This is a genomic window from Amycolatopsis roodepoortensis, assembly GCF_014873915.1.
GTDB lineage: Bacteria > Actinomycetota > Actinomycetes > Mycobacteriales > Pseudonocardiaceae > Amycolatopsis > Amycolatopsis roodepoortensis.
Window position 1 is genome coordinate 722,228 of record NZ_JADBEJ010000004.1, and the last position, 24,858, is coordinate 747,085.

A 24,858-nucleotide genomic window follows, 5' to 3' on the forward strand; every position below is an offset into this window, starting at 1 on the left:
GGATTTGCGTCCTCCAAACGGAGGAAGCGGAATTCGGCACCGCCGGAACCGGGAACCCGCCTGCGTCCATCCGCTACTCCCCGCTTGCCAGGCGGTGCACGGAACTGGCGGATCAACGAAGGATGCGGGCCAAGGATGACACTGGTCACCTGGACCGGCACCGGGTGCGGAAACGCACGGTGATCGAACGCCCCCGAGGGTAGACCGCACCACGGCCCGGTGCAACAACCACCCCCCCCGCGTGGCGGGATGGGGCTCCGGCATGTGACCGAGGCTTTACTGAGCCGCAACCTGAACGCCGCCCGGATCGATCGGCAGCTCGGTGACGTCGAAAGACGTAACGTCGACGCCCGCCGGGAGTATTCCGCCGGTGGTCAGCGCGAGCACGGTCGGACCGGCTCCGGAGATGGCCGCGGCCACTCCTTCGGCCCTCAGCGCGCGCACCAGTTCGCTGCTCGCGGGGTACGCGGGCGCCCGGTAGTGCTGATGGAGCCGATCTTCGGTCGCGGAGAGCAACAGGTCCGGGCGCGAGGTGAGCGCGTGGACCACGAGCGCCGCGCGGCCCGCCGTGAACGCCGCGTCGGCGTGCGGGACCTGGGCGGGGAGCAGCCCGCGCGTGGCGTCGGTCGAGGACCGCAGCGCCGGGACGGCGACCACGGGCCGGATGTCGTGATGCGGCTGGAGCCGTTCGGCACGGAACCGCTCGCCCTCGGTCCAGGCGACCACGAAGCCGCCCAGCAGGCTCGCCGCGGCGTTGTCGGCGTGCCCTTCGAACTCGGCTGCCAGCTGCAGCGCGTCGTCGTCCAGGGCCTTCTCAGCCAGCGCGTACGCCGCCGCGACCCCGGTCACGACGGCGGACGCCGACGATCCGAGGCCGCGGGCGTGCGGGATGGCGTTGAAACAGCGCAGATGCAGGCCTGGCGGCCGGACGCCGAGGTGCTCGCATGCCCGCCGGAAAGCCCGCACGACCAGGTGCGACTCGTCGACCGGGACGTCGTCGACGCCGCCCGCGCCGGCGTCGATCACCTCGATCTTCAGCCCGGCGTCGGTGATCCGGAGTTCGACCCGGTCGTACAGCGCGAGCGCCAGGCCGAGCGAGTCGAATCCCGGGCCGAGGTTGGCCGACGACGCCGGGACCTTGACCTCGATCAGCGTCATCGCAGGTCCAGCGCGGCGGCGACGGCGGTCGGGTCGACGGCGAGCGGCTCGACCTCGACGTTGCCCTCCAAGGCCGTGGCCGGGTCCTTCAGACCGTGCCCTGTGACGGTGCACACCACGGTCGAGCCTTTCGGCAGGCGCCCGTCCGCGGCCGTGGCGAGCAGGCCCGCGACGCTGGTCGCCGAAGCGGGCTCGACGAACACGCCCTCCTTGCGGGCGAGCAGCCGGTACGCCTCGAGGATCTTCTCGTCGGTGATCGCGTCGAACAGCCCGGCGGAGGCGTTCTTCGCCTTCATCGCACCGTCCCAGGACGCGGGGCTGCCGATGCGGATCGCGGTCGCGATGGTGTCCGGATCGGCCACCGGCTCGCCGTGCACGAGCGGCGCGGCACCGGCCGCCTGGAAGCCGAACATCCGCGGGGTGTTCTTCACCACACCGTCGCCCGCGTACTCGGAATATCCGGCCCAGTAGGCGGTGATGTTGCCCGCGTTTCCGACCGGCAGGCAGTGGATGTCCGGCGCCCGGCCGAGGACGTCGCAGATCTCGAACGCGGCCGACTTCTGGCCGGCGATGCGCACCGGGTTGACCGAGTTGACCAGGGTCACCGGGTAGTCGATGGCGGTCTTCTGCGCCAGTTCGAGGCAGTCGTCGAAGTTGCCATCCACCTGCAGGATCCGCGCGCCGTGCAGGACGGCCTGGGCGAGTTTGCCCATCGCGATCTTGCCCTGCGGGACGAGCACCGCGCAGGTGAGCCCGGCGCGGGCGGCGTAGGCCGCGGCCGACGCCGACGTGTTGCCGGTGGAGGCGCAGATGACGGCCTGCAGCCCGCTGGCGAGCGCGTGCGTGATGGCCACGGTCATCCCGCGGTCCTTGAACGACCCGGTCGGGTTCGCGCCTTCGACCTTGAGGTGGACCTCGCAGCCGGTCAGTTCCGAGAGGTGCGGGGCGGGCAGCAGCGGCGTGTTGCCTTCGCCGAGCGTGATCACCTTCGCGCCGGAGGGGACCGGGATCCGGTCCGGATAAGCCTGGATGATCCCCGGCCACGGTTGGGAAATCACTGGTCTTCGCCTTCCACCCGCATCACACTGACGACCTGGTTCACCACATCGAGCTGGGCAATGTCGTCCACAGTGGACCGCAATGCCGCGTCCGGCGCCAGGTGGGTGACCACGACCAGGCTGGCCGTGTCGTTCGCGTCACGCTGCCGCACCGCGGCGATGCTGACGCCGTGCCCGGCGAACGCCTGGGCCACCTGGGCGAGGACACCCGCTCGATCGGCCACGTCGAGACTGACGTGGTACCGCGTCGGCGTCTGGCCCATCGGCCTGACCGGGAGCGCGGCGTGCGCGGATTCGCGCGGGCCACGTCCGCCGACGACCCGGTTCCGAGCCACCGCGACGAGGTCGCCGAGCACGGCACTCGCGGTCGGCGCGCCACCGGCGCCCTGACCGTAGAACATGAGCTCACCGGCGGCGTCGGCCTCGACGTAGACGGCGTTGTACGCGCCGCCGACCCCGGCGAGCTGGTGGCCGCGCGGGATCATCACCGGATGCACGCGCGCCGAAACGGATTCGGTGCCGTCGTCGGCGGTGACGCGTTCGCAGATGGCGAGCAGTTTCACCGTGCGGCCCAGCACGTTCGCCGCGGCGAGGTCCGACGCGGTGACGTCGGCGATGCCCTCGCGGTGCACGTCGGACGCGGTCACCCGGGTGTGGAACGCGAGCGAGGCGAGGATCGCGGCCTTGGACGCCGCGTCGTAGCCGTCGACGTCGGCCGTCGGGTCCGCCTCCGCGTAACCGAGCCTGCTGGCCTCTTCCAGCGTTTCCGCGTAACCGGCGCCGGTGGAGTCCATCGCCGAGAGGATGTAGTTGGTGGTGCCGTTGACGATGCCCATCACGCGGGTGATGCGGTCGCCGGCCAGCGATTCGCGCAGCGGGCGCAGCAACGGGATCGCCCCGGCCACGGCCGCCTCGAAGTACAGGTCGACACCCGCCGCGTCGGCGGCCTCGAACAGCTCCGCGGAATGCTCGGCGAGCAGCGCTTTGTTCGCCGTGACAACGGATTTCCCGGCCTTGAGCGCGTCGAGCAGCCACTCCCGCACCGGCTCGATACCGCCGACCAGCTCGACGACGACGTCGACGTCCGGGGAGGTGACGAGCTTCGTCACGTCGGAGGTGACCAGTTCCGGCGGCAGCTCGGGGTGCTTGTCGGGGCGCCGTACCGCGATGCCGGCCAGCTCCACCTTGGCGCCCGCCCTGGCCGCGAGTTCCTCCGCCTGCTCGGTGAGCAGCCGGACGACCTCGCCGCCGACCGTCCCGCAGCCCAGCAGGGCGACCCTGATCACGCGTTCGTCCACAGTAGACACTTGCTAGACCTCCAGGCGCAGCATGTCGTCCGTCGTCTCCCGCCGCAGCAGCACGCGGGCGCTGCCGTTGCGCACGGCCACCACCGCGGGCCGCGGCTGCCGGTTGTACCCGCTGGCCATCGAGTAGCAGTACGCCCCGGTGGCCGCCACGGCGAGCAGGTCGCCGGGAGCAAGGGTGTCCGGGAGCCAGCAGTCGCGGACGACGATGTCGCCGGACTCACAGTGTTTTCCCACGACCCGGGACAGCGCGGCGGCGGCCTGGCCGTCCCCGTCGTCGTCCGCCGACCGGGATACGAGACGGCAGTCGTACACCGCGTCGTAGAGCGCGGTGCGGATGTTGTCGCTCATACCGCCGTCGACGCTGACGTAGCGGCGGGCTGCCTTGTCGCCGAGCGAGACGTCCTTGATGGTGCCGACCTCGTACAGCGTGATCGTGCCGGGGCCGGCGATGGCGCGGCCGGGCTCGCCGGCGATCTTCGGCACCGGAAGGCCCGCGTACTCGCATTCCTTGCGGACGATCTCGCGGATCTGCGTGATCATCTGCGCGGGCGGGGGCGGGTTGTCCTTGTCGGTGTAGGCGATACCGAAACCACCGCCGAGGTCGACGATCGACAGCTGGTCGAGCAGGTCGGTGCCGTGCTCCTTGGCGAGTTCGGCCAGCAGGCCGACCACTCGGCGGGCGGCGACCTCGAAACCGTCGGCGTCGAAGATCTGCGAGCCGATGTGGCTGTGCAGGCCGATCAGCTTCAGCGACGGCGCGTTGAGCACGCGGCGCACGGCCTCGGCCGCGTCACCGGAAGCCAGCGAGAAACCGAACTTCTGGTCTTCGTGCGCGGTCGCGATGAATTCGTGCGTATGCGCCTCGACGCCGACGGTCACCCGAATGAGGACGTTCTGCACGACGTCGTGCCGGGCGGCGACGTCGGCCAGCCGCGCGATCTCGTAGTAGGAGTCCACCACGACCGTGCCGACGCCCGCTTCGACGGCGGCTTCCAGCTCGGGCAGCGACTTGTTGTTGCCGTGGAAGGTGATCCGCTCCGCCGGGAAGTCCGCCCGCTGTGCCACGGCGAGCTCGCCGCCGCTGCAGACGTCCAGGCTCAGCCCCTGCTCGGCCACCCAGCGGGCGATCTCGATGGAGAGGAAGGCCTTGGACGCGTAGTGCACGAGCGCCGGGTCGTCGAACGCCTCGGCGTAGTCGGCGCAGCGGGACTTGAAGTCGGCCTCGTCGACGACGAACAGCGGCGTGCCGTACTTCTCGGCGAGCTCGCGGACGTCGACCCCGGCGATGCGGACGACGCCGTCACCGCCGCGGAAAGTATTGCGGGGCCAGACTTTCGGGTACAGCCTGTCGAGTTCTTCGGGACTCGACGGCGGGAAACCGGAGGCGTCGGCGTGGGGGTAGACGTCGGCGTGGCGGGGGCCCGCGGGGTGAGCCATTCTGGGTTACATCCGTTCCGGAGCAGAGACACCGAGCACGTTGAGGCCGTTCGCCAGCACCTGGCGGGCGGCCTGGCACAGCGCGAGCCGGGCGAACGTGAGGGGGGTGGCCTCCTCGTCGCCCTGGGGAAGAACACGGCCCACGGTGTAGAACTTGTGGTACGCGCCGGCGAGTTCTTCGAGGTACCGGGCGACGCGGTGCGGTTCGCGCAGCTGTGCGGCCCGGCGGAGGACGGTCGGGAATTCGCCGATCGTGCGGATCAGATCGCCCTCGGCGGGCAGCGTAAGCAGGCCGAAGTCCACTTCGCCATCGGATTTCAGGCCGAGGTCGGCGGCGTTGCGCTGCAACGAGGACAGCCGCGCGTGGGCGTACTGGACGTAGTAGACCGGGTTGTCGTTGGAGTGCTTGCGGAGCAGATCGAGGTCGATGTCCAAAGTGGAATCGACGGAGTAGCGGATCAGCTCGTAGCGGGCCGCGTCGACGCCGACGGTGCCGACCAGGTCCTCCATGGTGATCACGGTGCCGGCGCGCTTGCTCATCCGGACCGGTTTGCCCTCGGAGACCAGGTTGACCATCTGGCCGATCAGCACCTCGACCACGGCCGGGTCGTCGCCGAAGGCGGCCGCGGCGGCCTTGAGCCGGGCGATGTAGCCGTGGTGGTCCGCGCCGAGCATGTAGATGCAGAGGTCGAAACCGCGCTTGCGCTTGTCCTGGAAGTAGGCGAGGTCGCCGGCGATGTAGGCCGGGTTGCCGTCCTTCTTGATGACGACGCGGTCCTTGTCGTCGCCGTGCTCCTTGGACTTGAGCCACCAGGCGCCGTCTTCGAAGTAGAGGTTCCCGGAGTCCTTCAGCTGCTGGACCGAGGACGACACGGCGCCGGACTCGTGCAGCGAGTTCTCGTGGAAGTAGACGTCGAAATCGGTGCCGAAATCGTGCAGGCTCTGCTTGATCTCGGTGAACATCAGCTCGATGCCGACGCGGCGGAAGGTCTCGGCACGCTCGTCTTCGGGCAGCGAGAGCGCGCTCGGCTCCTGGCGGATGACCTCGGCGGCGATGTCGTTGATGTAACCGCCCGCGTAGCCGTCCTCGGGGGCGGGCTCGCCCTTGGCGGCGGCGATCAGGGACCGGACGAAGCGGTCGATCTGCGCGCCGTGGTCGTTGAAGTAGTACTCGCGGGTGACCTGGCCGCCCTGCGCGGACAGCACGCGGCCCAGCGCGTCGCCGACCGCGGCCCAGCGGGTGCCGCCGAGGTGGATCGGGCCGGTCGGGTTCGCCGAGACGAACTCGAGGTTGATCTTGACGCCCGCCAGCGCGTCGCCGAGGCCGTACTTCTCGCCGGCGTCGAGCACCTGCTGGACGATCTGGCCCTGCGCGTCGGCGGCGAGCCGCAGGTTGAGGAAGCCCGGCCCGGCGACCTCGGCCGAGTCGATACCGTCGGTGGCCGAGAGCGCCTCGGCCAGCGCGTCGGCGAAGTCGCGGGGCTTCATCCCGGCCTTCTTGGCCACCTGCAGCGCCAGGTTGGTCGCGTAATCGCCGTGCTCGGGGTTGCGGGGACGCTCGATCGTCACCTTCTCCGGCAGCACGGAATCGTCGAGGCCGCGCGCGGTGAGAACCTGCACGGCGGAGTTACGGACCAGGTCGGCGAGAGCTGCGGGAGTCACTCGCGGAATTCTAGGTGTGACCTGGTCCGGGCTTCGCAGCGACCGCCGGAAGGTGTGAGCCAAGCCGGTGATCTTCCGGCTGTTCACGGTGATCAGACGCGCGGTCTCTACACTGGCCCGCGCAGGGACCACCCCCTTTGGAGAACGCAGGAGCCATGGCTAACGGGACAACCAGAAAAAAGGGCGCGTCGTCGAAGAACGCCATGAAGGCCGCCCGTAGTTCCGTCGTGTCCAAGAAGGGCACGCCCTGGGGCACGATCATCGCCGTCGTCGCGATCGTCGCCCTGGCGGCCTCGGTGGTCACCTATTACATGGTCGCTTCCGCGCCGAAGCGCGATCAGAAGACCCGCGAAGAGGCCGCCGCCGCCTTCGCCCCCTCGCAGCAGGACCCGGACCCGTCCAAGCGCATCCCCGGCGTGACCACGGCCACCTACGAGGGCTCCGTGCACGTCTCGGCCGCCGAGCGGGTCGCGTACGACAAGACCCCGCCCTTCGGTGGTCCGCACGACCAGGCCTGGGCCGCGTGCAACGGCGTCGTCTACGAAAAGGCCGTCCGCAACGAGAACATGGTCCACGGTCTCGAGCACGGCGCGGTCTGGATCGCCTACAACCCGGCGCAGGTCACCGGCGAGGCGCTGGACCTGCTGAAGGTGCGTGTCGAGGGCAAGCCGTACATGGTGATGTCGCCGTACCCGAACCTGGACAAGCCGATCTCCGTGCAGTCCTGGGGCCACCAGCTGAAGCTGGACTCCGCCTCCGACGAGCGGATCGACCAGTTCGTCGCCGCGCTGCGCACCAACCCGTTCGGCGCGTACCCCGAGCGTGACGCCACCTGCGACGCGCAGATCGAGCCGGGCGACTTCGACCCGACCCCGCCGGGGCCGGACGCCAAGCCGATGGACTACAAGGGCAGCGCGGGCACGCAGCCGGACCAGCCCGGCACCGGCCAGAGCGGCGTTCCTTCCGCGCCCGCCACCCAGCCCTCGGCGCCCGCGAGCAACTAGTGAGCCAAGTGGACCCCGATCTCCAGTACGTCGACGAACCGGACGGCACCTCGCGGTCGACCAAGAGCCGATGGCTGGTGATCGGGGCCGCCCTGGTCGTCATGGTGATCCTCGGCTTCGGCCTCGGCGCGCTGACGACCAGGCTGATCGACTCCGAACCGGAGCAGAAGACGCCGGGCGCGGGCTCCGTCGAGGTCGGCTTCGCGCAGGACATGTCGGTGCACCACCTCCAGGCCGTCACCATGGCGGGCTGGGCGCGGGACCACACGACCGATCCGGCGATCAAGACCCTCGCGTTCGACATCGAGCGCACGCAGACCGGCCAGGTGGGGCGGATGAAGGGCTGGCTGGGCCTGTGGGGCCAGCCCGAGCAGACGAGCGGCGCCTACATGACCTGGATGACCGAGCCGTCCGGCCACGGCGGGCACGGTGGCGCCGACATGAAGGCGTCGAACGGCGCGCCGATGCCGGGGATGGCGACGTCGGCCGAACTGGCCAAGCTGCGGTCGCTGACCGGCAAGGAGATGGACGTCTTCTTCCTCCAGCTGATGCTGCGGCACCACCAGGGCGGGACGGCGATGGCCCAGTACGGCCACGATCACACGTCGATCGCGGACGTGAAGTCACTGACCCAGAGCATGCTGGTCTCGCAGGGCGCCGAGGTCACGCTGATGAGGGGGCTCCTCCAGGAACGCGGTGCGGCCCCCCTTCCCGCCTGACACTATGCATTTCGTCCTCTGAATGCGGTGGTTCGCTTTGCCGACTACCGCATCCAGAGGACGAATTGCGTATGGGGGCAGGCGGGGTGTGTGGAGATAGGGACGTTGAGTGTCTCTATTCCCGCACAGCGCATACGCAGCGTGAGCGGCCTAGGCGGCGAGGGACTCTCCTGATGCATTTCGTCCTCTGGATGCGGTAGTTCGTGTCGCGAACTACCGCATCCAGAGGACGAAATGCGTCAGGAGGGGGTCACCAGGAGAGTTCCCGGCAGCGTTGAGCGCATTGGGGCACTTCTATCTGCAGGGTCGCGTGCTCGATGGAGTAGCGGTTCGCCAGGAGGTTCTGCGCCTCGGTCAGCACCTCGGCCTGCTCCACGGTCGGCGCGATGGTGAGGTGCGCCGAAGCGACCTCCATCCCCGAGGTCAGCGTCCAGACGTGCAGGTCGTGGACGTCCTCGACGCCCTTCAGCCCGCCGAGTTCGGCCTGGATCCCGGCGACGTCGACGCCCTTCGGCGCGTGCTGGAACAGGATCCGCAGCGCGCGGCGAGCGAGGGCGTACGTGCGGGGCAGGACGAACAGGCCGATCGCGACACCGATGATCGGGTCGGCGTAGCGCCAGCCGGTCAGCAGCGTGATCGCGCCGCTCAGCAGCACACCCACGGAACCGATGAGGTCGGCGAGGACTTCGAGGTACGCGCCGCGGACGTTGATGCTCTCCTCGGCGCCCTTGCGCAGGATCATGAACGAGGCGATGTTCGCGACGAGGCCGGCGGCCGCCGCCAGCAGGACGGGCAGGCCGGGCACCGCGGGCGGGTCGCTGATCCGGCCGATGGCCTCGACCAGGACGTAACCCGCGACGCCGAACAGCAGGATGGCGTTGGCCAGGGCCGCGAGCACTTCGGCCCGGTAGAACCCGAACGTGCGGGTCAGCGTCGGGCCGCTGCGCCGGGCGAGCAGGATGGCCGCCAGCGCCATGCCGACACCGAGGACGTCGGTGAACATGTGCGCGGCGTCGGAGATCAGCGCGAGCGAGCCGGTGGCGAACCCGACGACGAACTCCATGACCATGAAGCCGGCGCCGATGACCAGCGCGATCGTCAGGCTCCTGAGGTAGCGGCCTGACGCGCTCGACGGCGAGGCCGTTCCATGCCCGTGCCCGTGACCCATTGCTCCGCCTCTCGTGAAGTCGACAGGCCGAATATATTGTCACATGCGCATATGTGCAATACAGGTGAGCCTAAGTTCACCATGTCCTAAGCCACACAAGGAAGCCATCCCCCAGGAGGGCCTTCCCGAAACCTGGAATCGCCACGCACCGCTACCGAAGCGAGCGGAAGAACCCCCGCAGCTGGCCGACGAAGACGTCCGGCCGCTCGAAGGCGGCGAAGTGGCCGCCCGCGGAGAGCACCTCGTACCAGCGAAGATCGGTGTAACGCAGCTCCGCCCAGCGCCGCGACGGCCGGATGATCTCGCGCGGGAAGATCGAGATACCCGAAGGAACTTCAACGGCCGAGACGTCCCGCTCCTTGCCTTCCCAGTAGATCCGCGCCGACGAGGCCGCCGTCGCGGTGAACCAGTAGACGGAGATCGCGTCGAGCAACTGCCGCCACGACAGCGCGGTCTCCGGCGAGCCGTCGTTGTCGGTCCACTCCCAGAACTTCTCCGCGATCCACGCCGCCTGCGCGGCCGGCGAGTCGGTGAGCCCGTAACCGAGCGTCTGCGGCCGCGTGGCCTGCTGCTGCGCGTACGCCGACCCGACCGCACGGAACCGCGCGAGATCGTCGAGCGCCGACTTCTCCTCCGCCGTCGGCTCACCCAGCACGGCTTCGTCGTACGGGACGCCCGCCATGTTGACGTGGACACCGATCAGCCGCCCCGGCGCGATCTTGGCGAGCATGTTCGTCACCCCGGCGCCCCAGTCGCCGCCCTGAGCCGCGTAGCGCTCGTAGCCGAGCCGCCCCATCAGCTCGTCCCAGGCCCGGGCGATGCGCTTGACGTTCCATCCCGTCGCCGACGGCTTGTCGCTCCAGCCGAACCCCGGCAGCGACGGCGCCACGACGTGGAACGCGTCCGCCGGATCGCCTCCGTGCGCGGCGGGGTCGGTCAGCGGCCCTAGCACGTCGAGGAACTCCACGACCGACCCTGGCCAGCCGTGCGTGAGCACGAGCGGCGTCGCGTCCGGCTCCGGCGAGCGAACGTGCAGGAAGTGGATCCCCAGACCGTCCACAGTGGTCTTGAAACCCGGGAAAGCGTTGACACGCTCCGCCAAACCGAAGTCGTAGTCCTCCGCCCAGTAGCGGCAGAGCTCCCGCGCGAACTCCAGTGGAACCCCCTGCTCCCAGCCGTCCACGGTGGCCGGCTCGGGCCAGCGCGTGGCGCGCAGCCGGGTGCGCAGGTCGGCGATGGCGGTTTCGGGGATCTGGACTTCGAACGGCTCGATCATCGGGCCTCCCGGTTCGTCGATGACACCGAAGTTACGCCGCGCGGCCGGATGACCTGGTCAGAGCCGCGCAAGACACCCAGGTCGAGCACCACGACACCTAACGACCACCACTCGGGAGAGCCCGCGGAGACATGCGCTAAGCTTCCAACGTCGCCCAGGCGGCAACGCCCTCGTAGCTCAGGGGATAGAGCACTGCCCTCCGGAGGCAGGTGTCGCAGGTTCGAATCCTGCCGAGGGCACACAGATAGGCCGTGCGGCTCAGTCGCACGTCGGCGAGCACGAACTTCCAGATGCCGGCCAGGCGACGGAGCGGGTCGACGACCGTCCTTCACATCCGCGCTTTCAGTACATCGATCTCGCAGCCCGGCGCGGCCGGATCGAAACCGTGCTCGATCAGCCAGCGAACCGCTCGCAGACTTCGCAACGACCACCACGCGTGGATGACGTCCAGGTCCACGTCGGTGCCGTAGCCCGACAAGACGTCTTCGAGACGCTCCTCGTGTCCGAGGGTCAAGGTGGCGAGATCGAAAAGGGCGTCGCCCCGCGCCGCCTCGGACCAGTCGATCACGCCGGTGATCTCGTCGCCGTCGGCGAAGACGTGGGCGATCTGCAGGTCGCCGTGCGTGAACACCGGTGTCCACGGCCGAATCGCGGCTTCGGCGATCTGGCGATTGCGCTCGACCAGCTTCGGGGGCAGGACCTTTTGCGCGATGAGCCATTCGCATTCGTCGTCGAGGTGGGCCTCGACCTCACCGGGGTCCCGGCCCGGCCACGGTGGCAGCGGCGCGTCGTGCAGTGTTCGCAGGACGGCGCCCGCCGCGGCCCATGCCTCCGGCGACGCGGTCGAGGGGCGGCCGAGGCGGCCGAGCGCCGCGCCCGGCAGGGCGGCGAGCGCGAGCACGGGCGGCTTTCGCCACAGGACCTCCGGGGTCGGGACCGGCGCCATCGCCATCGCCGCCACTTCCACGTCGGTGCGGGTTTGATCGGCGTCGATCTTCAGGAACACGTCACCGGCACGCACGGTCGCGCAATCATGGTGCGCGACGACCACCTGGACCTCTTCCACAGCGATCAGTGCCGCCGCGGACGACGAGTGGCGGAAATCATCCGGCGACCCGAAAGAACAATCGCGCCGTATTCGTCTCCGGAATTCACCAGGACGTATTTCACCGAGCGGTTTATGGGCTTCCCTCCGTAGACGGGCCGAGTCCAGGTTGCGTGGTTTCCCCGCTCCCGTCAAGCGATTTGCATCCGTTCGGTCACCTGACGACGGACAGTAGCCGAAAACACGAGACACGGTCGAACACCCTGGCGACGCCCGGACCGCCGATTGCGACTCACGGACCTTGACATCCACTCACCCCCGCTCGAACATTGAAAAGGTTTGATATTCACCAAGTGCTCTGGGGGCTGGACGATGTTAAACTGGCATAAAACTGCGGAGGGCGCGCAGATCCCCGCGGCCAGAAGGGAAGACGAGTGGGTCGCGGTTGGCTCCGACCCGCCGCTCGGCGAGGTCGTCGAGGTCCCGCTCGACGAGTTGTCGGTGCAAGACTCCCCACGGGCGGCGGGCGTGGATCCCGCGTACGCACAGGTGCTCGCGGAGACGGACGCCCCGCTTCCGCCGATTCTCGTCCACCGTCCCACGATGCGGGTGATCGACGGAACGCATCGGCTTCAGGCGGCGAAGCTGAAGAACGCCACCGCGATCGACGTCCAGTTCTTCGACGGGGACGAGCAGGCGGCCTTCATCCTCGCGGTGAAGACGAACATCGCGCACGGCCTGCCGCTTTCCCTCGCCGACCGCAAGGCCGCCGCCTGCCGGATCCTCGGCACCCGGCCCCACTGGTCCGACCGGGCGATCGCGGCGGTCACCGGCCTTTCGCACAAGACGGTCGGCAAGTTGCGCCGGCGTTCGAGTGGGGAAGTTCCCCAGCCGAACGCCCACGTCGGCCGCGACGGCCGTGTCCGCGCGCTCGATCCGGCGCAGGGCCGCCGTCGTGCCCATGAGCTGATCACGGGCAATCCCTCCGCTTCGATCCGTGAAATCGCGCGTGGCGCGGGTGTTTCCCTCGCGACCGCGCACGACGTACGGCATCGGCACCTGCAGGGCGAGAAGAGTCCGGGACGCGTCGCAGCCAGGCCGCGCACCCGCCCGGCCGAAGGCGGCGAACAGACGGGAACGGACACCCAGGCGGCCGTGGAACGGCTCCGCTCGGACCCCACCATCCGGTACACCGAGTCCGGCCGCACCCTGGTCCGCTTGCTGGACGGGCATCTGAACGACCGGGACGAATGGGACCAGGTCGCCAGGAACATCCCCGAACACCGGCTGGAATTGATCTCCGAACTCGCCAGGGCGCGAGCGGAGGATTGGCGGCAGTTCGCGGAACTGCTGAAGAAGCGCAAGCGCTGACCTGACGACGGAGGGGGCTTTCCACGCACGCGACGCGCGGAAAGCCCCCTTCGCGGCGTTCCACGGTGATCTTTCCTCACCTAACCGCGAAATAATCGACGAAGACCCGCGTCCCGGACTGTTGCGGATCGCGGAGGATTCGGGCGACAATGGTGTCGAATCGCAAGTCCGGACGCGAAATCCGGGCGCACTGGGAGGCGCGACGGCGAGCACACCGGGGTGACTTCCGCCGTCGTGATCATCGAATTTTCCGCCGTTTCGCATGCGGCGACATCACCATTCGACACTCATCCATTCACGCGCTTGTGCGCGGAATCAGCAAAGGGGCCACATGAACGCGGAAGACGCGCGGGCGGAATTGCGTCAGCAGATTTTCTCCCTGCTGACCGAGGTCGCGGGCGGTGTGCTGGAGAACCAGACCATCGAAGCGGACACGGAGTTCCCCGAGACGGGTATGAGCTCCATCGAGTACCTGGCGCTCATCGAGAAGATCGAGACGAAGCTCGACGTGTTCATCGACCTCGAAGAGAACGAGGATCTGACCACTGTGGACAAGTTCTGCGACTACCTGCTCGAACAGGTGCCGTCCGCCTGAAGCGGCAAGATCGCCCACCTCCAGACAAAGGATCGAAATGAACGCAAAGGCATTCGGCTGTTTCCTGCCTCCCTTTCACGACCCTTCGGTCAGCCCGCACGCGTCGCTGAAGCGCGACATCGAACTGTGCGCTCTCGTCGACGACCTGGGTTTCGACGAGATCTGGCTCGGTGAGCACCATTCCAGCGGCTGGAGCACGCTCAGTTCACCGGAAATGCTGATGGCGGCGCTGGCCCGCGAAACGCGCCGGATCCGGTTCGCCACGGGAGTGATCCCGCTGCCCTACCACCACCCTTTGCATGTCGCGGAACGGATCACACTGCTCGATCACCTCACCGCCGGCCGGGCGATCCTGGGTGTCGGCACGGGAACCTACGTCCACGACATGGAAATGATCGGGGTGGACCCGGCGTCGGTTCGCGACCATTTCCGTGCGGCGTTGGGGACCGTGCAAGCTCTTCTCAACGGCGAGACGGTCAACACCACGACGCCGTGGTTCACGGTGAAGAAAGCCGTGCTCCAGCTCCAGCCGCTGAGGGGTCCCGGCACCATCGAGACCGTCGTCGCGTCCTCGCTGAGCCCGGCCGGAATCGAGCTCCTGATCGACACGGCGACGACCCCGACCGTCCACGTGGCACCGCCGTGGGGCGCCATCCGGCCCGGCATGGACCCGGACCCGGTCGGCGCGCTGATCGAGCGCATCGACGCCTACCGAAACAAATCCGCGGGCGGGACACGGATCCGGTGCAACGTCTTCGTCCACATCGCGGACTCTCCCGCCGAAGGTGTCGAAGAACTGCTGGAAGGCTTTTCCGCGCTCCGCCGCGGCCTGTACCGGGGCACGCTGGGCATGCCCATCCCGGATTCGCCGGTCGCGCACCGCAAGACGTTGCAGAATCTCGTCGACACGGGCGGGTTCATCGTCGGCGACGCCGCGACCTGCGCCGCCAGGATCCGTGATCTGGTGGACCGGATCTGCGACCCGGTGTCGCTGAACTTCTTCGTGCCAAGGTGGATTTCGCACCGCGCGACCCTCGACCAGCTGACCGCGCTCGCGCACGAGGTCGTGCCCGCCCTCGTCGGCGGCTACGACGGCACGACCGAATCGCTCCGGCTCACGTCGGAAGAGGCCGCCCGCCAGCTGAAGTCCCGGACCGAGCTGGTCGGCAACGGAGGTGACAAATGAGCACCGCCCCGGTGAAACTGGACTTCAGCTCCGACGAATTCCTCGCCGACCCCTGGCCCATCTACAAAGAGCTCCGGCGGTCGGATCCGGTGCACTGGTCGGCGGCGTTCAACGCCTTCCTGGTCACCAGGTTCGAGGACGTCCAGGCCCTGCTGGCCGACCGCGAAGTCGGCAGCGGGTTCCCGATGCGCAGCAGCCGCCGCCTGTTCGGCCGGACGCTGCTGGACACCGACGGGCCCCGCCACCGCGATCTGCGGAAGCTGTTCATGCCGCTGTTCGCGGGCGCGTCGGTGAAACGGCTGCGCACGGAGATCCTCATCCCCGCGGTGGACCAGGTCCTCGACTCGATCGAGGCCGAAATGGGCGCCGGGGACGAGGTCGACGTCGAGTTCATGGAGCGGGTCGCGGTGGGGGTGCCCTACGCGATGGTCACCCGGTTGTTCGGGTTGCCGCCGGAGGACGCGGCCTGGCTGCGTCCCCGGGTGCTGCCGCTGGCGGGTGCGATCGAGTTCCCGGCGACCTCGCTGGATTCGGCGCTCGCGGCCAAGGCGGAGCTGATCGACTACCTGAAGGGCAAACTCGCCGACCGCCGTGAAGGCGGCCGGATGCCGTTCCTCGATCTCGTGTTCCCGCCGGGTGAACCGCTCGACGAATCCATGCTGGGCACCGCCACGCTCTTCCTGCTCGCCGGCACCGAGACGAGCGTCGCGACCATCGGCAAGATCATGTACGCCGTACTCGCGCACAATGTCGACCTGTCGGCCCTGGCCGATCAGGAGTACCGGACCCAGGTGGTGCGCGAGACGCTGCGGTGGGAACCGCCGAGCCACACCATCCTCCGATACGCGACCAGGGACCTGAACCTGCACGGGGTGGACGTCCCGCGCCGGTCCGCGCTCCTGCTGTCGCTGGGCAGCGCCAGCCGTGACGAGAACGCGTTCGAGGACCCGGACTCCTGGCGCCCCGAGCGGACCGACCAGCGGCTGCTGGCGTTCTCGTCGGGCCCGCACACCTGCCTGGGCATCCAGCTGGCGCTGGCGGAGTTCGACACGCTGTTCGAGCGGTTGTCCCACCGGTTCGGCGGCGTCCGGCTCAGCGGCTCGCTCGACGGCGTCCGGCCGGGGTTCTGGCGGCTGCGGGAACGCGGCCACATCTTCCGGCGGCCCGATCACCTCCATGTCCGGCTGGAGCGCGAACGCGATGCCTGACGTGCTCACCGTTCCCTACGATCTGACGACCGAACTCGCTGCCGAGCCCTCCGAGTACGAGCGCACGAAGGTGGTGCTCGCCGCGTTCGCGGTCACCTTGAGCCGGTGGACGGCGGCGAGCGAGGTCGCGATCTCGGTCGCCGGGCGGGTGATCCGGGTCCAGGTCGACGACAAGGCGTGCGTCGAGGACTTCCTGGGTTCGGTCCACCCGGTCGGCGTCGCCGAGGACGGGCCGGTGGATGTCGCGCTCGCCTCCCTGCACGCGGATCTGCGGTCCGGGGAGGCCCGCTTCGTCACCGAGGTGCCCGACGCCGAGCACGGTTTCCTCGCCGACGTCGCCACCGCGGTGGGCGAGCTGGCCTTTCTCGACGGTTCGCTGGAGGACGTGCGCTGCATCGCGCCGGAACGCCGCCGGATCCTCGACGCGCTCGCCGGCGCCGACCTTCCTCCGGCGGACATCGAAACCCTGTTCCTGGAGCAGGTGCGGCTTCACGCGGAGCAGGTCGCGGTCCGTGACGCGAGCGCCGAACTGACCTACGGGCGGCTCGCGCGGGCGGCCGATCGGTACGCGGGCGTCCTGCGTCGCGCCGGGGTCCGGCCCGGTGACACGGTGCTCGTCGCGACCAAGAGGTCGGTCGGGGAGATCGTGGCGCTGCTCGCGATCGTCCGTGCCGGAGCCGCGTACGCGGGGTTCGACGACGACGCGCCGGAAGCCCGGTTGGCGCGGATCATCGGCAAGCTGGCGCCCGCGGCCGTGGTGGTCGACGCCACCACGGCGGGCCATCCGGTTCTGCGCGGGCTCACCCTGGTCGATACCTGGGTCCCCGGCGAGGAAGCCGGCGCGGATCCCGAACCGGTTCCCGCCCACGACGATCCACAAAGGACCGCGTACGTCGCGTTCACCTCGGGGTCCACCGGTGAACCGAAGGGCGTCGTCGTCCCGCATCGCGCGGTCACGCGGCTCGCGCGGACGACGGAGCTCCGGCCGCGCCCGGGTGACCGTGTCCTGCGGATGGCGCCGCTGGCCTTCGACGCGTCGACGTACGAGATCTGGGTGACCTTGCTCAACGGCGCGACGCTGGAGGCCTTTCCCGGACGGCTTCCGACGGTCAGGGCGCTCGAGAAGTTCTTCGTCGAGCGGGAGGTCTCCGTCGCCTGGCTGACCGCCAGCCTGTTCCGGCTGGTCGCGAACTCCCGGCCGCAGGCGCTCGCCGGACTCCGCTGGCTGCTGAGCGGAGGCGAGGTCGTGCCGCACGACGCGGCGGCGCGGGTGCTCGGGTCCTACCCGGGGCTGGTGCTCACGAACGGCTACGGGCCCACCGAGAACACCACGTTCACGACCACGCACACCGTGCGCGGCAGCGCGGAGATCGACGGCCCCCTGCCCATCGGGAGGCCGATCGCCGGCACGAAGGTGTTCGTGCTCGACCGGAACGCCCGGCTCGTCCCGCCCGGCGGCGTCGGCGAGCTGTACGCGGCCGGAGCGGGCCTGGCCGACGGGTACCTGGACGACGAGACCGAAACGAAGCGGCGCTTCGGCTACTTCTCCCCTGACGTGGACGAACGCCTGTACCGCACGGGAGATCTGGTCCGGCTCGACCCGGACGGGAACGTGGTCTTCCTCGGCCGCGCGGACAAGCAGGTCAAACTCGACGGGCATCGCATCGAAACCGAGGAGATCGCCACCATCCTCGCCGGTCACCCCGGTATCCGCGACGCCGTGATCGTCGTTTCCCGGCAGGAGAACCAAAGTCCTCAGCTCGTGGCGGCCATCGTCGTGAACCCCGGCCAGGACACCGAACCCCGCACCTTGCGCGCGTATCTGTCACGGCAGCTCCCGAGCTACGCGTTACCCGCCCTCTGGGTGGTGGTCGACGAGATCCCGCTGACCCGCAACGGGAAAGTCGACGAACAGGCCCTGATCGCGAACGCCCGATGAAGGAGAAATCGATGAGGTTGTCGCTCGGGCAGGAGCGGCTGTGGCTGGTGCAGCAACTCGACCGGACCAGCGCCGCGTACAACATCCCGATCGTCTTCCGGTTCCACGACGGTGTCGACTTCGCCGTGCTCGACCGGGCGCTCGGCGCGCTCGTCGAACGGCATCCGGTGCTGCGCTGGCGGTTCGTCGTGGACGAGTCCGGGACACCCGCCGCCGTGCCGACCCCGGGGTTCCGCATCCCGGTGGCCCGGCGCACCGCGGCCGACGACGACTGGCGGAACCACACGGCCGATCTGGTCAGCGAGCCGTTCGACCTCGCGGCGGCGCCGCCCATCCGCGCGATGGTCGTCGAATGCGCCGACGGTTCGGCGGTGTTGTGCGTGGTGAACCACCACATCATCACCGACGGGCGGTCCATCCAGATCGTGACCGAGGACGTCGTCAAGCTGTACCGTTCGGAGACTCCGGCGCCGCTGGAGGTGACTTACGAGGAGTACGTCGCGTCACAGCGCGCGGCCGCCGGTTCGGTGGCGGAGCACATCGACTACTGGCGGCGTGAGCTCGACGGCTTCGAGCCGCTTCGGCTGCCGACGGACCGGCCGCGTTCGGGCAACCCCGGCTTCGCGGGCGACCACGTCGATTTCGAATTGCCCGCCGACCTGACGAAAGCCTTCAGTTCCTTCGCGCTGCGGAACCGATGCGCGCTGTCCAGTGCCGTGGCCGCGGTTTTCCAGGCCCTGCTGTCCCTCCATTCGGGACAGGAGGACATCACGATCGGCACGGTACTGGCCGGCCGGGACGACCGCAGGTTCGCCGACGTCCTCGGCTTCTTCGTGAACACCGTGGTGCTGCGCGCCCGCATCACGCCGTCGATGTCGTTCCGCGAGCTGCTGAAGGTGACGCGCACCAAGATGGTCGACGCCTACGCCCATCAGCAGGCGCCGTTCGACCAGGTGGTCGCGGAAGTCCGCCCGGAACGGGACGCCGGGCGGAACGCGATCTTCGACGTCGTGGTCGTGCACAACGGCGAGATCCCCGCCGACGGCGAAGACGAGATCTCCAGCGTGCCATGGGCCGGGGTGGCGACCCGGTTCGATCTGGAACTGGTCACCCATGTGCAGGACGGGAAGTTGCACGGCTCGCTGGTGTTCCGCACCAGCCTTTTCGACCGCTCCACCGCCACCCGGCTCGTCGGCAGGCTCGTCCGGCTGGTCGAACACATGCTGGAACACCCCGACGAGCCGCTTTTCGCGGCACTGCACGGGCAGCTCGACTACTGGCGCAAAAAACTCGACGGCCTGCCCGCGGCGCTGGAGCTGCCGACGGACCGCGCACGCCCGCCGGTGGCGTCCTATCGCACCGGCTCGCTCTCCTTCGACGTGGGCCCCCGGATCCGTGAAGCGGGAAGCCGCCACGACGCCACCCTTTTCATGACACTGCTCGCGGCCTTCGACGTCGTGCTGTCCCGCTACGCGCGCACCACCGACGTCACGGTCGGTGTCCCGGTGCCCGAGGCGAAGATGCTGGTGCTGCGCACCGATCTCTCCGGCGATCCCACGTTCGCGGAGCTGCTCGGCCGCGTGCGGGAGACCACGCTCGGCGCGTTTGCGAACCAGGACGTTCCCTTCGAGCGTCTCGTCGAGGAATTGGCGCCGCGACAGGACTTCAGCCGCAATCCTCTCGTCCAGGTCATGCTCCGGGTGGTGGACGAGCCGTTGTCGGCCATCGCACCGGCCGGGAGCCGCTCGGAACCGTTCGATCTCGAATTCCTCGTGTCGGACCGGGCCGGGGTGATGGAGGCGCGGATCGATTACAACGCCGAAGTGTTCGACCGGGTCACGATCGAACGCTTCGTCCGGCACTTCCGGCGACTGCTCGCGTCCGCCGAGCCGGAGCGGCCGCTTTCCGCTTGGCCGATGATGGACGACGCCGAGCTCCGGCGGCTGACGGAGGACTGGAACGACACGACCACGGAGCTGCCCTCCCCGGCGACGGTGCCCGCGATGTTCGCCGCACAGGTGCGCGACCGTCCACAAGCGACAGCGCTGATTTGCGGCGACGATTCCATGACGTACGAGGAACTCGACGTCCGGTCCAACCGGCTTGCGCACCGGCTGCGCACGCTGGGCGCCGGGCCGGGGACCGTCATCGGCGTCTGCCTACCGCGCTCCCCCGGCCTGATCACCGCGTTGCTCGCGATCCTCAAGACCGGCGCCGCCTATCTGCCGATCGACCCGGAGTATCCCGAGGAACGCCAACGGCTCCTGCTCGCCGACGGCCGGGCGCGGCTGGTGATCACGACCGATCTGATCGCCGACCCCACCCTCGACCAGGAACCATCGGCCGCCCTCGAGACCGAGGTAGGCCCGCGCGACCTGGCCTATGTCATCTACACCTCCGGCTCGACCGGCCGTCCCAAAGGCGTCGAAATCGAGCACCGGTCGATCATCCGGCTGGTCACCGGACTGCCGGACGGCATCCTCGGCCCGGACGAGGTGGTGCTGCACGCGTCGGCGATCTCCTTCGACGCGGCCACCTTCGAGATCTGGGGCGCTCTGCTCACCGGAGCGACCTGTGTCGTCTCCACCGAACGAGTGCTCACCGCCCGGCCGCTCGCGGACGCGCTCACCCGGCACCGGATCAGCACGGCGTGGCTGACCTCGTCGTTGTTCAACCACATCGTCGACGAGGACACCACGGCGCTGACCGGGCTCCGGAATCTGCTCGTCGGCGGTGAAGCGCTGTCCGTCACCCATGTCCGCCGTGCCGTCGCCGCGCTGCCCGGCACGAAGTTCTTCAACGGGTACGGCCCCACCGAGTGCACCACGTTCGCCACGTGTCACCCGATCCCCGCCCCTGTTCCCGAAGGCGTCAAGGGAATCCCCATCGGCCGTCCGCTCGGGAACACGCGGGTGTACGTCCTCGACGAACGCGGCGGGCTCACGCCGACCGGGGTACCGGGCGAACTCCACGTGGCCGGGCCCGGTGTCGCACGGGGCTACCGGGGACAGCCGGAACTCACCGAGGAACAGTTCGTCGCCGATCCCGACGACACCACCGGTGGCCGGCTCTACCGGACCGGGGACATCGTGCGGTACAACGCCGACGGCGATCTCGAGTATCTCGGCCGCGTCGACGACCAGGTCAAGATCCGCGGCTTCCGCGTCGAACCCCGTGAGATCGAAGCCGCGCTGCTGGCCCGGCCGGAGATCACCCAGGCCGCCGTCGTCGCCCGTGAGGACGGCTCGGGTCAGAAGCGGCTCGTCGCCTATCTCAAGGGCACTGCCGACGACACCGCTCTGCGCGCGGAGCTGCGCCGGGAGCTGCCGGAGTACCTGGTGCCCTCGGCGTTCGTGTCGCTTCCCGAACTCCCGTTGACCATCAACGGAAAGCTGGACGTCCGCGCGCTACCGGAACCCGAGGACGACACCCGGAAGGACGAGGCCGCCCCGCCGCGCAACCCGACCGAGGAGAAGCTGGCGGCGATCTGGGCGCAGGTCCTCGGCCGGGAAACCGTCGGCAGGGACGAGAGCTTCTTCGACGTCGGCGGGCATTCCCTGAAGGCCGCGCAACTCGCGGTCCGGATCGGGGAGACCCTGCGGATCGACCTGCCACTGCGGACGCTGTTCGAGCGGCCCACGATCGCGAAGCTGGCCGAAGAGATCAACGGCGACCGGCGGACCACCGTGCGTTCGTTCGATCCGCGGGCCTCGTTGCGCGGTGTCCTTCCGGAGTCGTTGCCACCGCGGGGATCCGATGCCGTGTCGGAAATACTGCTCACCGGTGCCACCGGATTCGTCGGGGCGTACCTGGTCCGCGAGTTGCTGGCGCGCGAGAACGTGCGGGTGCACTGCCTCGTCCGTGCCGCCGACGAACGGTCGGGATGGCGGCGGCTGCGCGAAAACCTGGACCGCTACGGCCTGCGGGACGACGTCGACGAGAAGCGGATCAGCGTGCTCCCCGGCGATCTCGCGGCACCCGGACTCGGGCTGACCGACACGGTGTTCGCGCGGCTCGCGGGCGAAATCGACCTGATCTGCCACAACGGCGCCTGGGTCGACGCGCTCTCCAGTTACGAACAACTCGAAGGCGCCAACGTGGGCGGCACCCGCGAGCTGATCCGGCTGGCGGCCACCACGCGGCTCAAGCGGCTGCAGTTCGTGTCGACCATTTCCGCCGGTGAGGAGAACGGCTCCCGCAGCGGATACGCGGAGACCAAGGCGCACGCGGAGCAGCTGGTCATCACCGCGTACGAGCGCGGGCTACCGGCGGAGATCTGCCGTCTGCCCCGGATCGTCGGGGATTCGAGGACCGGGCAGGGGAACACGCGGGACATCATGCTGCGGGTGCTGCGGAACATCCTCGAACTCGGCGCCGCGCCCGACACCGAGATCGAGGAACCGTGGATCGCGGTCGACGAGACGGCGAGCGCGCTCGCCCGGCTCGGCCTGGACCGGCGGCCGGACGGCGGCCGGTTCGTGCTGGCGGGCGAACGGCCGATGCGGCTGACGTACCTGGTCGAGCTCCTGCGGAACGCCGGTACCGACATCGGCACCCTGCCCGTGGCGGATTGGCTCTCCGCTCTCGAAGCCCATTCCCCCGAGGAACACGCCATCCTGAAGCTGCTCTTCGGCTCCACTTCGTCGAGCGGCCGCCCGAGCAGCGAATTCGAGCCCGTCGTCGTGCCGAGCCCCGACGACGGCGCGCTGCTCCGTTACGTCGACCGAATGCTCGTCCGGACCGCTGCTGAAGGGCTGTCGCGAAAATGACCCGTGAGAACCGGCCGGCCCTGTACCGGTCCATGAAACTGATCCGCGAGTTCGAAGAGCGCTGCCTGGCGATGGCCATCGCCGGGGAGATCGACGGCGGGATCCACCCGTACATCGGGCAGGAGGCCGTCGCGGTGGGCATCTGCGCGAACCTGACCGAACGCGACGGCATCACCAGCACCCACCGGGGACACGGTCACGTGCTGGCGAAGGGCGCGGAACCGCGCCGCCTGCTCGCCGAACTCCTCGGCACCCTCGAAGGGTTCAACAAGGGCCGCGGCGGATCGATGCACGCGGCGGACATGAAGCTGGGCATCTTGGGCGCGAACGGCATCGTGGGCGCGGGCGGCGCGATCGCCTCCGGCGCCGCGTGGGCGGCCAAAGCCCGTGGCGATTCCGACGTCGTCGTCAGCTTCTTCGGCGACGGGGCGATGAGCCAGGGTGTCCTGCTGGAAGCCTTCAACCTGGCCGCGATCTGGTCGCTGCCGGTGTTGTTCGTCTGCGAGAACAACCAGTACGCGACGAGCCTCAAACTCGAAGCGGGGCTGGCGGGAGGCGCGACCCGGCGCGCCGAAGGCTTCGGGCTGGTTTCGCGCAGTGTCGACGGCATGGACGTCGAAGCGGTGGAGAGCGCCGCGGCGGAACTGCTCGAAGGGGTTCGCGCGGGGCGGGGTCCGGCGTTCCTGGAATGCCGGACGTACCGGTTCTTCGGGCACCATTCCGTGCTCGAACTCCTCGGGGTCGAGTTCCGCGACCCCGACGAGGTCGCTCTTTGGCGCACGAAGGACCCGATCCCGCTACTGGGCGATCAGCTAGGCGAAGACGTCGTCGCCGGGATCGACGCGGCTGTCAAGGAAACCATCGACGAGGCGGTCGAGTTCGCGAAGAACGCGCCGTCGCCCGACCCGAAGGACGCACTCATGTACCTGTACGCGGGAGCCACCGCCGTCCGGCCGGGGGTGATCCTGTGAGCGGGCTGCCTTCGCCGGAGAACTTCGGCTACATGCACGCGATGAACCGCGCCCTGCACGCCGAGATGGCTGCCGACGAGGACGTCTTCCTGCTCGGCGAGGACGTCGGCGTCGGGGCGAGCGGGGTCACTTCGGGGCTGCTGCCCCGGTTCGGCCCGGAGCGGGTGCTGGACACTCCGCTGTCCGAGCAGGCCTTCACCAGTTTCGGGACCGGTGCGGCGATGGCGGGCAAGAAACCGGTGATCGAGTTCCAGATCTCCTCGCTGATCTACCTCGTCTTCGAACAGATCGTGAACCAGGCCCACAAGTTCTCCCTGATGACCGGTGGACAGGTCCGGATCCCGGTCACCTATCTCGTGTCCGGATCGGGTTCGCGGTTCGGCTGGGCGGGCCAGCATTCGGACAACCCGTACAGCCTGCTCGCGCACGCGGGGATCAAGACCGTCGTCCCGGGTCTGGCCGCCGACGCGTACGGGCTGCTGCGGGCGGCGATCCAGGATCCGGATCCGGTGGCCGTGTTCGCTCCCTCTCCGCTGCTGGGCGCGACGGACGTCTCGTACGCGGGCGAAGAGGACATCGTGCCGCTGGGGCAGGCGAACGTCGTCCGGGAAGGCGGCGACCTGACGGTCGTGGCGGTGGGCCAGCACGTCGGCACGGCGATCGAGGTCGCCGAGAATCTCGCGGACCGGGTCGACATCGAGATCGTCGACCCGCGCACGGTGTACCCCTTCGACTGGGAGTGCCTGCGCAAGTCGGTCGACAAGACCGGGCGGCTGATCGTGATCGACGACTCGAACCGCATGTGCGGGCTGGGGGCGGAGATCGTCGCGACCGCGGCCGAGGAATTCGATCTGGTGGCACCGCCGCGGCGGGTCTGCCGTCCGGACGGCACCGTCATCCCGTACGCCCTCGCGCTCGACAAGGCCCTGGTACCCGGGGCGGCGGAACTGACGGCCGCCGTCGACGCGGCACTGCGTTAGGAGGA

The 24,858-nt window shown here is 69.2% G+C and carries 18 protein-coding genes and 1 tRNA gene; 11 read left to right on the top strand and 8 right to left on the bottom strand.

The features are described 5' to 3' along the window. Positions 1–276 precede the first annotated feature (276 nt). The 5 genes from thrB to argS are packed head-to-tail and all read right to left on the bottom strand — an operon-like array spanning position 277 to position 6,622. On the bottom strand, positions 277–1,158 hold the full coding sequence (thrB, locus tag H4W30_RS14085; protein WP_192743241.1) for a homoserine kinase: 882 nt from the start codon (positions 1,156–1,158) through the stop codon (positions 277–279). Continuing rightward, positions 1,155–2,216: a threonine synthase gene (thrC, locus tag H4W30_RS14090; protein ID WP_192743242.1), complete on the bottom strand. Its 1,062-nt coding sequence runs from the start codon at positions 2,214–2,216 to the stop codon at positions 1,155–1,157. The genes thrB and thrC overlap by 4 nt, the downstream gene beginning before the upstream one ends. Next, positions 2,213–3,523, bottom strand: a complete 1,311-nt coding sequence (locus tag H4W30_RS14095) for a homoserine dehydrogenase (protein ID WP_192743243.1) — start codon at positions 3,521–3,523, stop codon at positions 2,213–2,215. Before H4W30_RS14095 ends, thrC begins: the two co-directional genes overlap by 4 nt. 3 nt (positions 3,524–3,526) lie before the next feature. Next, positions 3,527–4,960: a diaminopimelate decarboxylase gene (gene lysA, locus H4W30_RS14100; RefSeq protein ID WP_192743244.1), complete on the bottom strand. Its 1,434-nt coding sequence runs from the start codon at positions 4,958–4,960 to the stop codon at positions 3,527–3,529. 6 nt (positions 4,961–4,966) lie between these two features. Next, positions 4,967–6,622 carry an arginine--tRNA ligase gene (gene argS, locus H4W30_RS14105; protein ID WP_192743245.1) on the bottom strand — a complete coding sequence of 552 codons (1,656 nt, stop codon included), beginning with the start codon at positions 6,620–6,622 and terminating at the stop codon, positions 4,967–4,969. Positions 6,623–6,825: 203 nt separating this feature from the next. Here argS and H4W30_RS14110 point away from each other — a divergent pair, with 203 nt between their 5' ends. Together H4W30_RS14110 and H4W30_RS14115 are read left to right on the top strand one after the other, a co-directional pair. After that, positions 6,826–7,626: a DUF3105 domain-containing protein gene (locus tag H4W30_RS14110; RefSeq protein WP_192744097.1), complete on the top strand. Its 801-nt coding sequence runs from the start codon at positions 6,826–6,828 to the stop codon at positions 7,624–7,626. Between the two features lie 8 nt (positions 7,627–7,634). Continuing rightward, positions 7,635–8,345: a DUF305 domain-containing protein gene (locus tag H4W30_RS14115; protein ID WP_192743246.1), complete on the top strand. Its 711-nt coding sequence runs from the start codon at positions 7,635–7,637 to the stop codon at positions 8,343–8,345. A 250-nt stretch (positions 8,346–8,595) separates the two neighbouring features. Here the strand turns inward: H4W30_RS14115 and H4W30_RS14120 are convergent, their stop codons facing one another. Beyond that, positions 8,596–9,513 (bottom strand): cation diffusion facilitator family transporter, encoded by a 918-nt coding sequence (locus H4W30_RS14120; RefSeq protein ID WP_192743247.1) that lies wholly within the window; start codon positions 9,511–9,513, stop codon positions 8,596–8,598. A gap of 151 nt (positions 9,514–9,664) precedes the next feature. Further along, the gene (locus H4W30_RS14125) at positions 9,665–10,789 is read right to left on the bottom strand and encodes an epoxide hydrolase family protein (protein WP_192743248.1); all 1,125 of its coding nucleotides are present in this window, start codon (positions 10,787–10,789) and stop codon (positions 9,665–9,667) included. 166 nt (positions 10,790–10,955) lie between these two features. Here H4W30_RS14125 and H4W30_RS14130 point away from each other — a divergent pair. Next, positions 10,956–11,028 (top strand) — tRNA-Arg (locus H4W30_RS14130). An 89-nt stretch (positions 11,029–11,117) separates the two neighbouring features. Here H4W30_RS14130 and H4W30_RS14135 read toward each other — a convergent pair. Further along, positions 11,118–11,855: a phosphotransferase family protein gene (locus tag H4W30_RS14135; protein ID WP_192743249.1), complete on the bottom strand. Its 738-nt coding sequence runs from the start codon at positions 11,853–11,855 to the stop codon at positions 11,118–11,120. Positions 11,856–12,206: 351 nt separating this feature from the next. On the opposite strand from H4W30_RS14135, the gene H4W30_RS14140 reads away from it, so the two are divergent. The 8 genes from H4W30_RS14140 (at position 12,207) to H4W30_RS14175 (ending at position 24,853) form a co-directional block, all read left to right on the top strand. Continuing rightward, positions 12,207–13,205: a ParB/RepB/Spo0J family partition protein gene (locus H4W30_RS14140; RefSeq protein ID WP_192743250.1), complete on the top strand. Its 999-nt coding sequence runs from the start codon at positions 12,207–12,209 to the stop codon at positions 13,203–13,205. A 331-nt stretch (positions 13,206–13,536) separates the two neighbouring features. Next, entirely contained in the window at positions 13,537–13,800 is a 264-nt protein-coding gene (locus H4W30_RS14145; protein WP_034309004.1) for an acyl carrier protein, read from the top strand. A 37-nt stretch (positions 13,801–13,837) separates the two neighbouring features. Continuing rightward, positions 13,838–14,986, top strand: coding sequence for an LLM class flavin-dependent oxidoreductase (locus H4W30_RS14150; RefSeq protein ID WP_192743251.1), 1,149 nt, complete (start codon positions 13,838–13,840; stop codon positions 14,984–14,986). Continuing rightward, on the top strand, positions 14,983–16,194 hold the full coding sequence (locus H4W30_RS14155) for a cytochrome P450 (RefSeq protein ID WP_192743252.1): 1,212 nt from the start codon (positions 14,983–14,985) through the stop codon (positions 16,192–16,194). Before H4W30_RS14150 ends, H4W30_RS14155 begins: the two co-directional genes overlap by 4 nt. Then, on the top strand, positions 16,187–18,133 hold the full coding sequence (locus H4W30_RS14160; protein WP_192743253.1) for an amino acid adenylation domain-containing protein: 1,947 nt from the start codon (positions 16,187–16,189) through the stop codon (positions 18,131–18,133). Before H4W30_RS14155 ends, H4W30_RS14160 begins: the two co-directional genes overlap by 8 nt. Positions 18,134–18,144: 11 nt before the next feature. Continuing rightward, entirely contained in the window at positions 18,145–22,902 is a 4,758-nt protein-coding gene (locus H4W30_RS14165) for a non-ribosomal peptide synthetase (RefSeq protein ID WP_192743254.1), read from the top strand. Continuing rightward, entirely contained in the window at positions 22,899–23,873 is a 975-nt protein-coding gene (locus H4W30_RS14170) for a thiamine pyrophosphate-dependent dehydrogenase E1 component subunit alpha (RefSeq protein ID WP_192743255.1), read from the top strand. The genes H4W30_RS14165 and H4W30_RS14170 overlap by 4 nt, the downstream gene beginning before the upstream one ends. Beyond that, the gene (locus H4W30_RS14175) at positions 23,870–24,853 is read left to right on the top strand and encodes an alpha-ketoacid dehydrogenase subunit beta (protein WP_318780601.1); all 984 of its coding nucleotides are present in this window, start codon (positions 23,870–23,872) and stop codon (positions 24,851–24,853) included. Before H4W30_RS14170 ends, H4W30_RS14175 begins: the two co-directional genes overlap by 4 nt. Positions 24,854–24,858 lie beyond the last annotated feature (5 nt).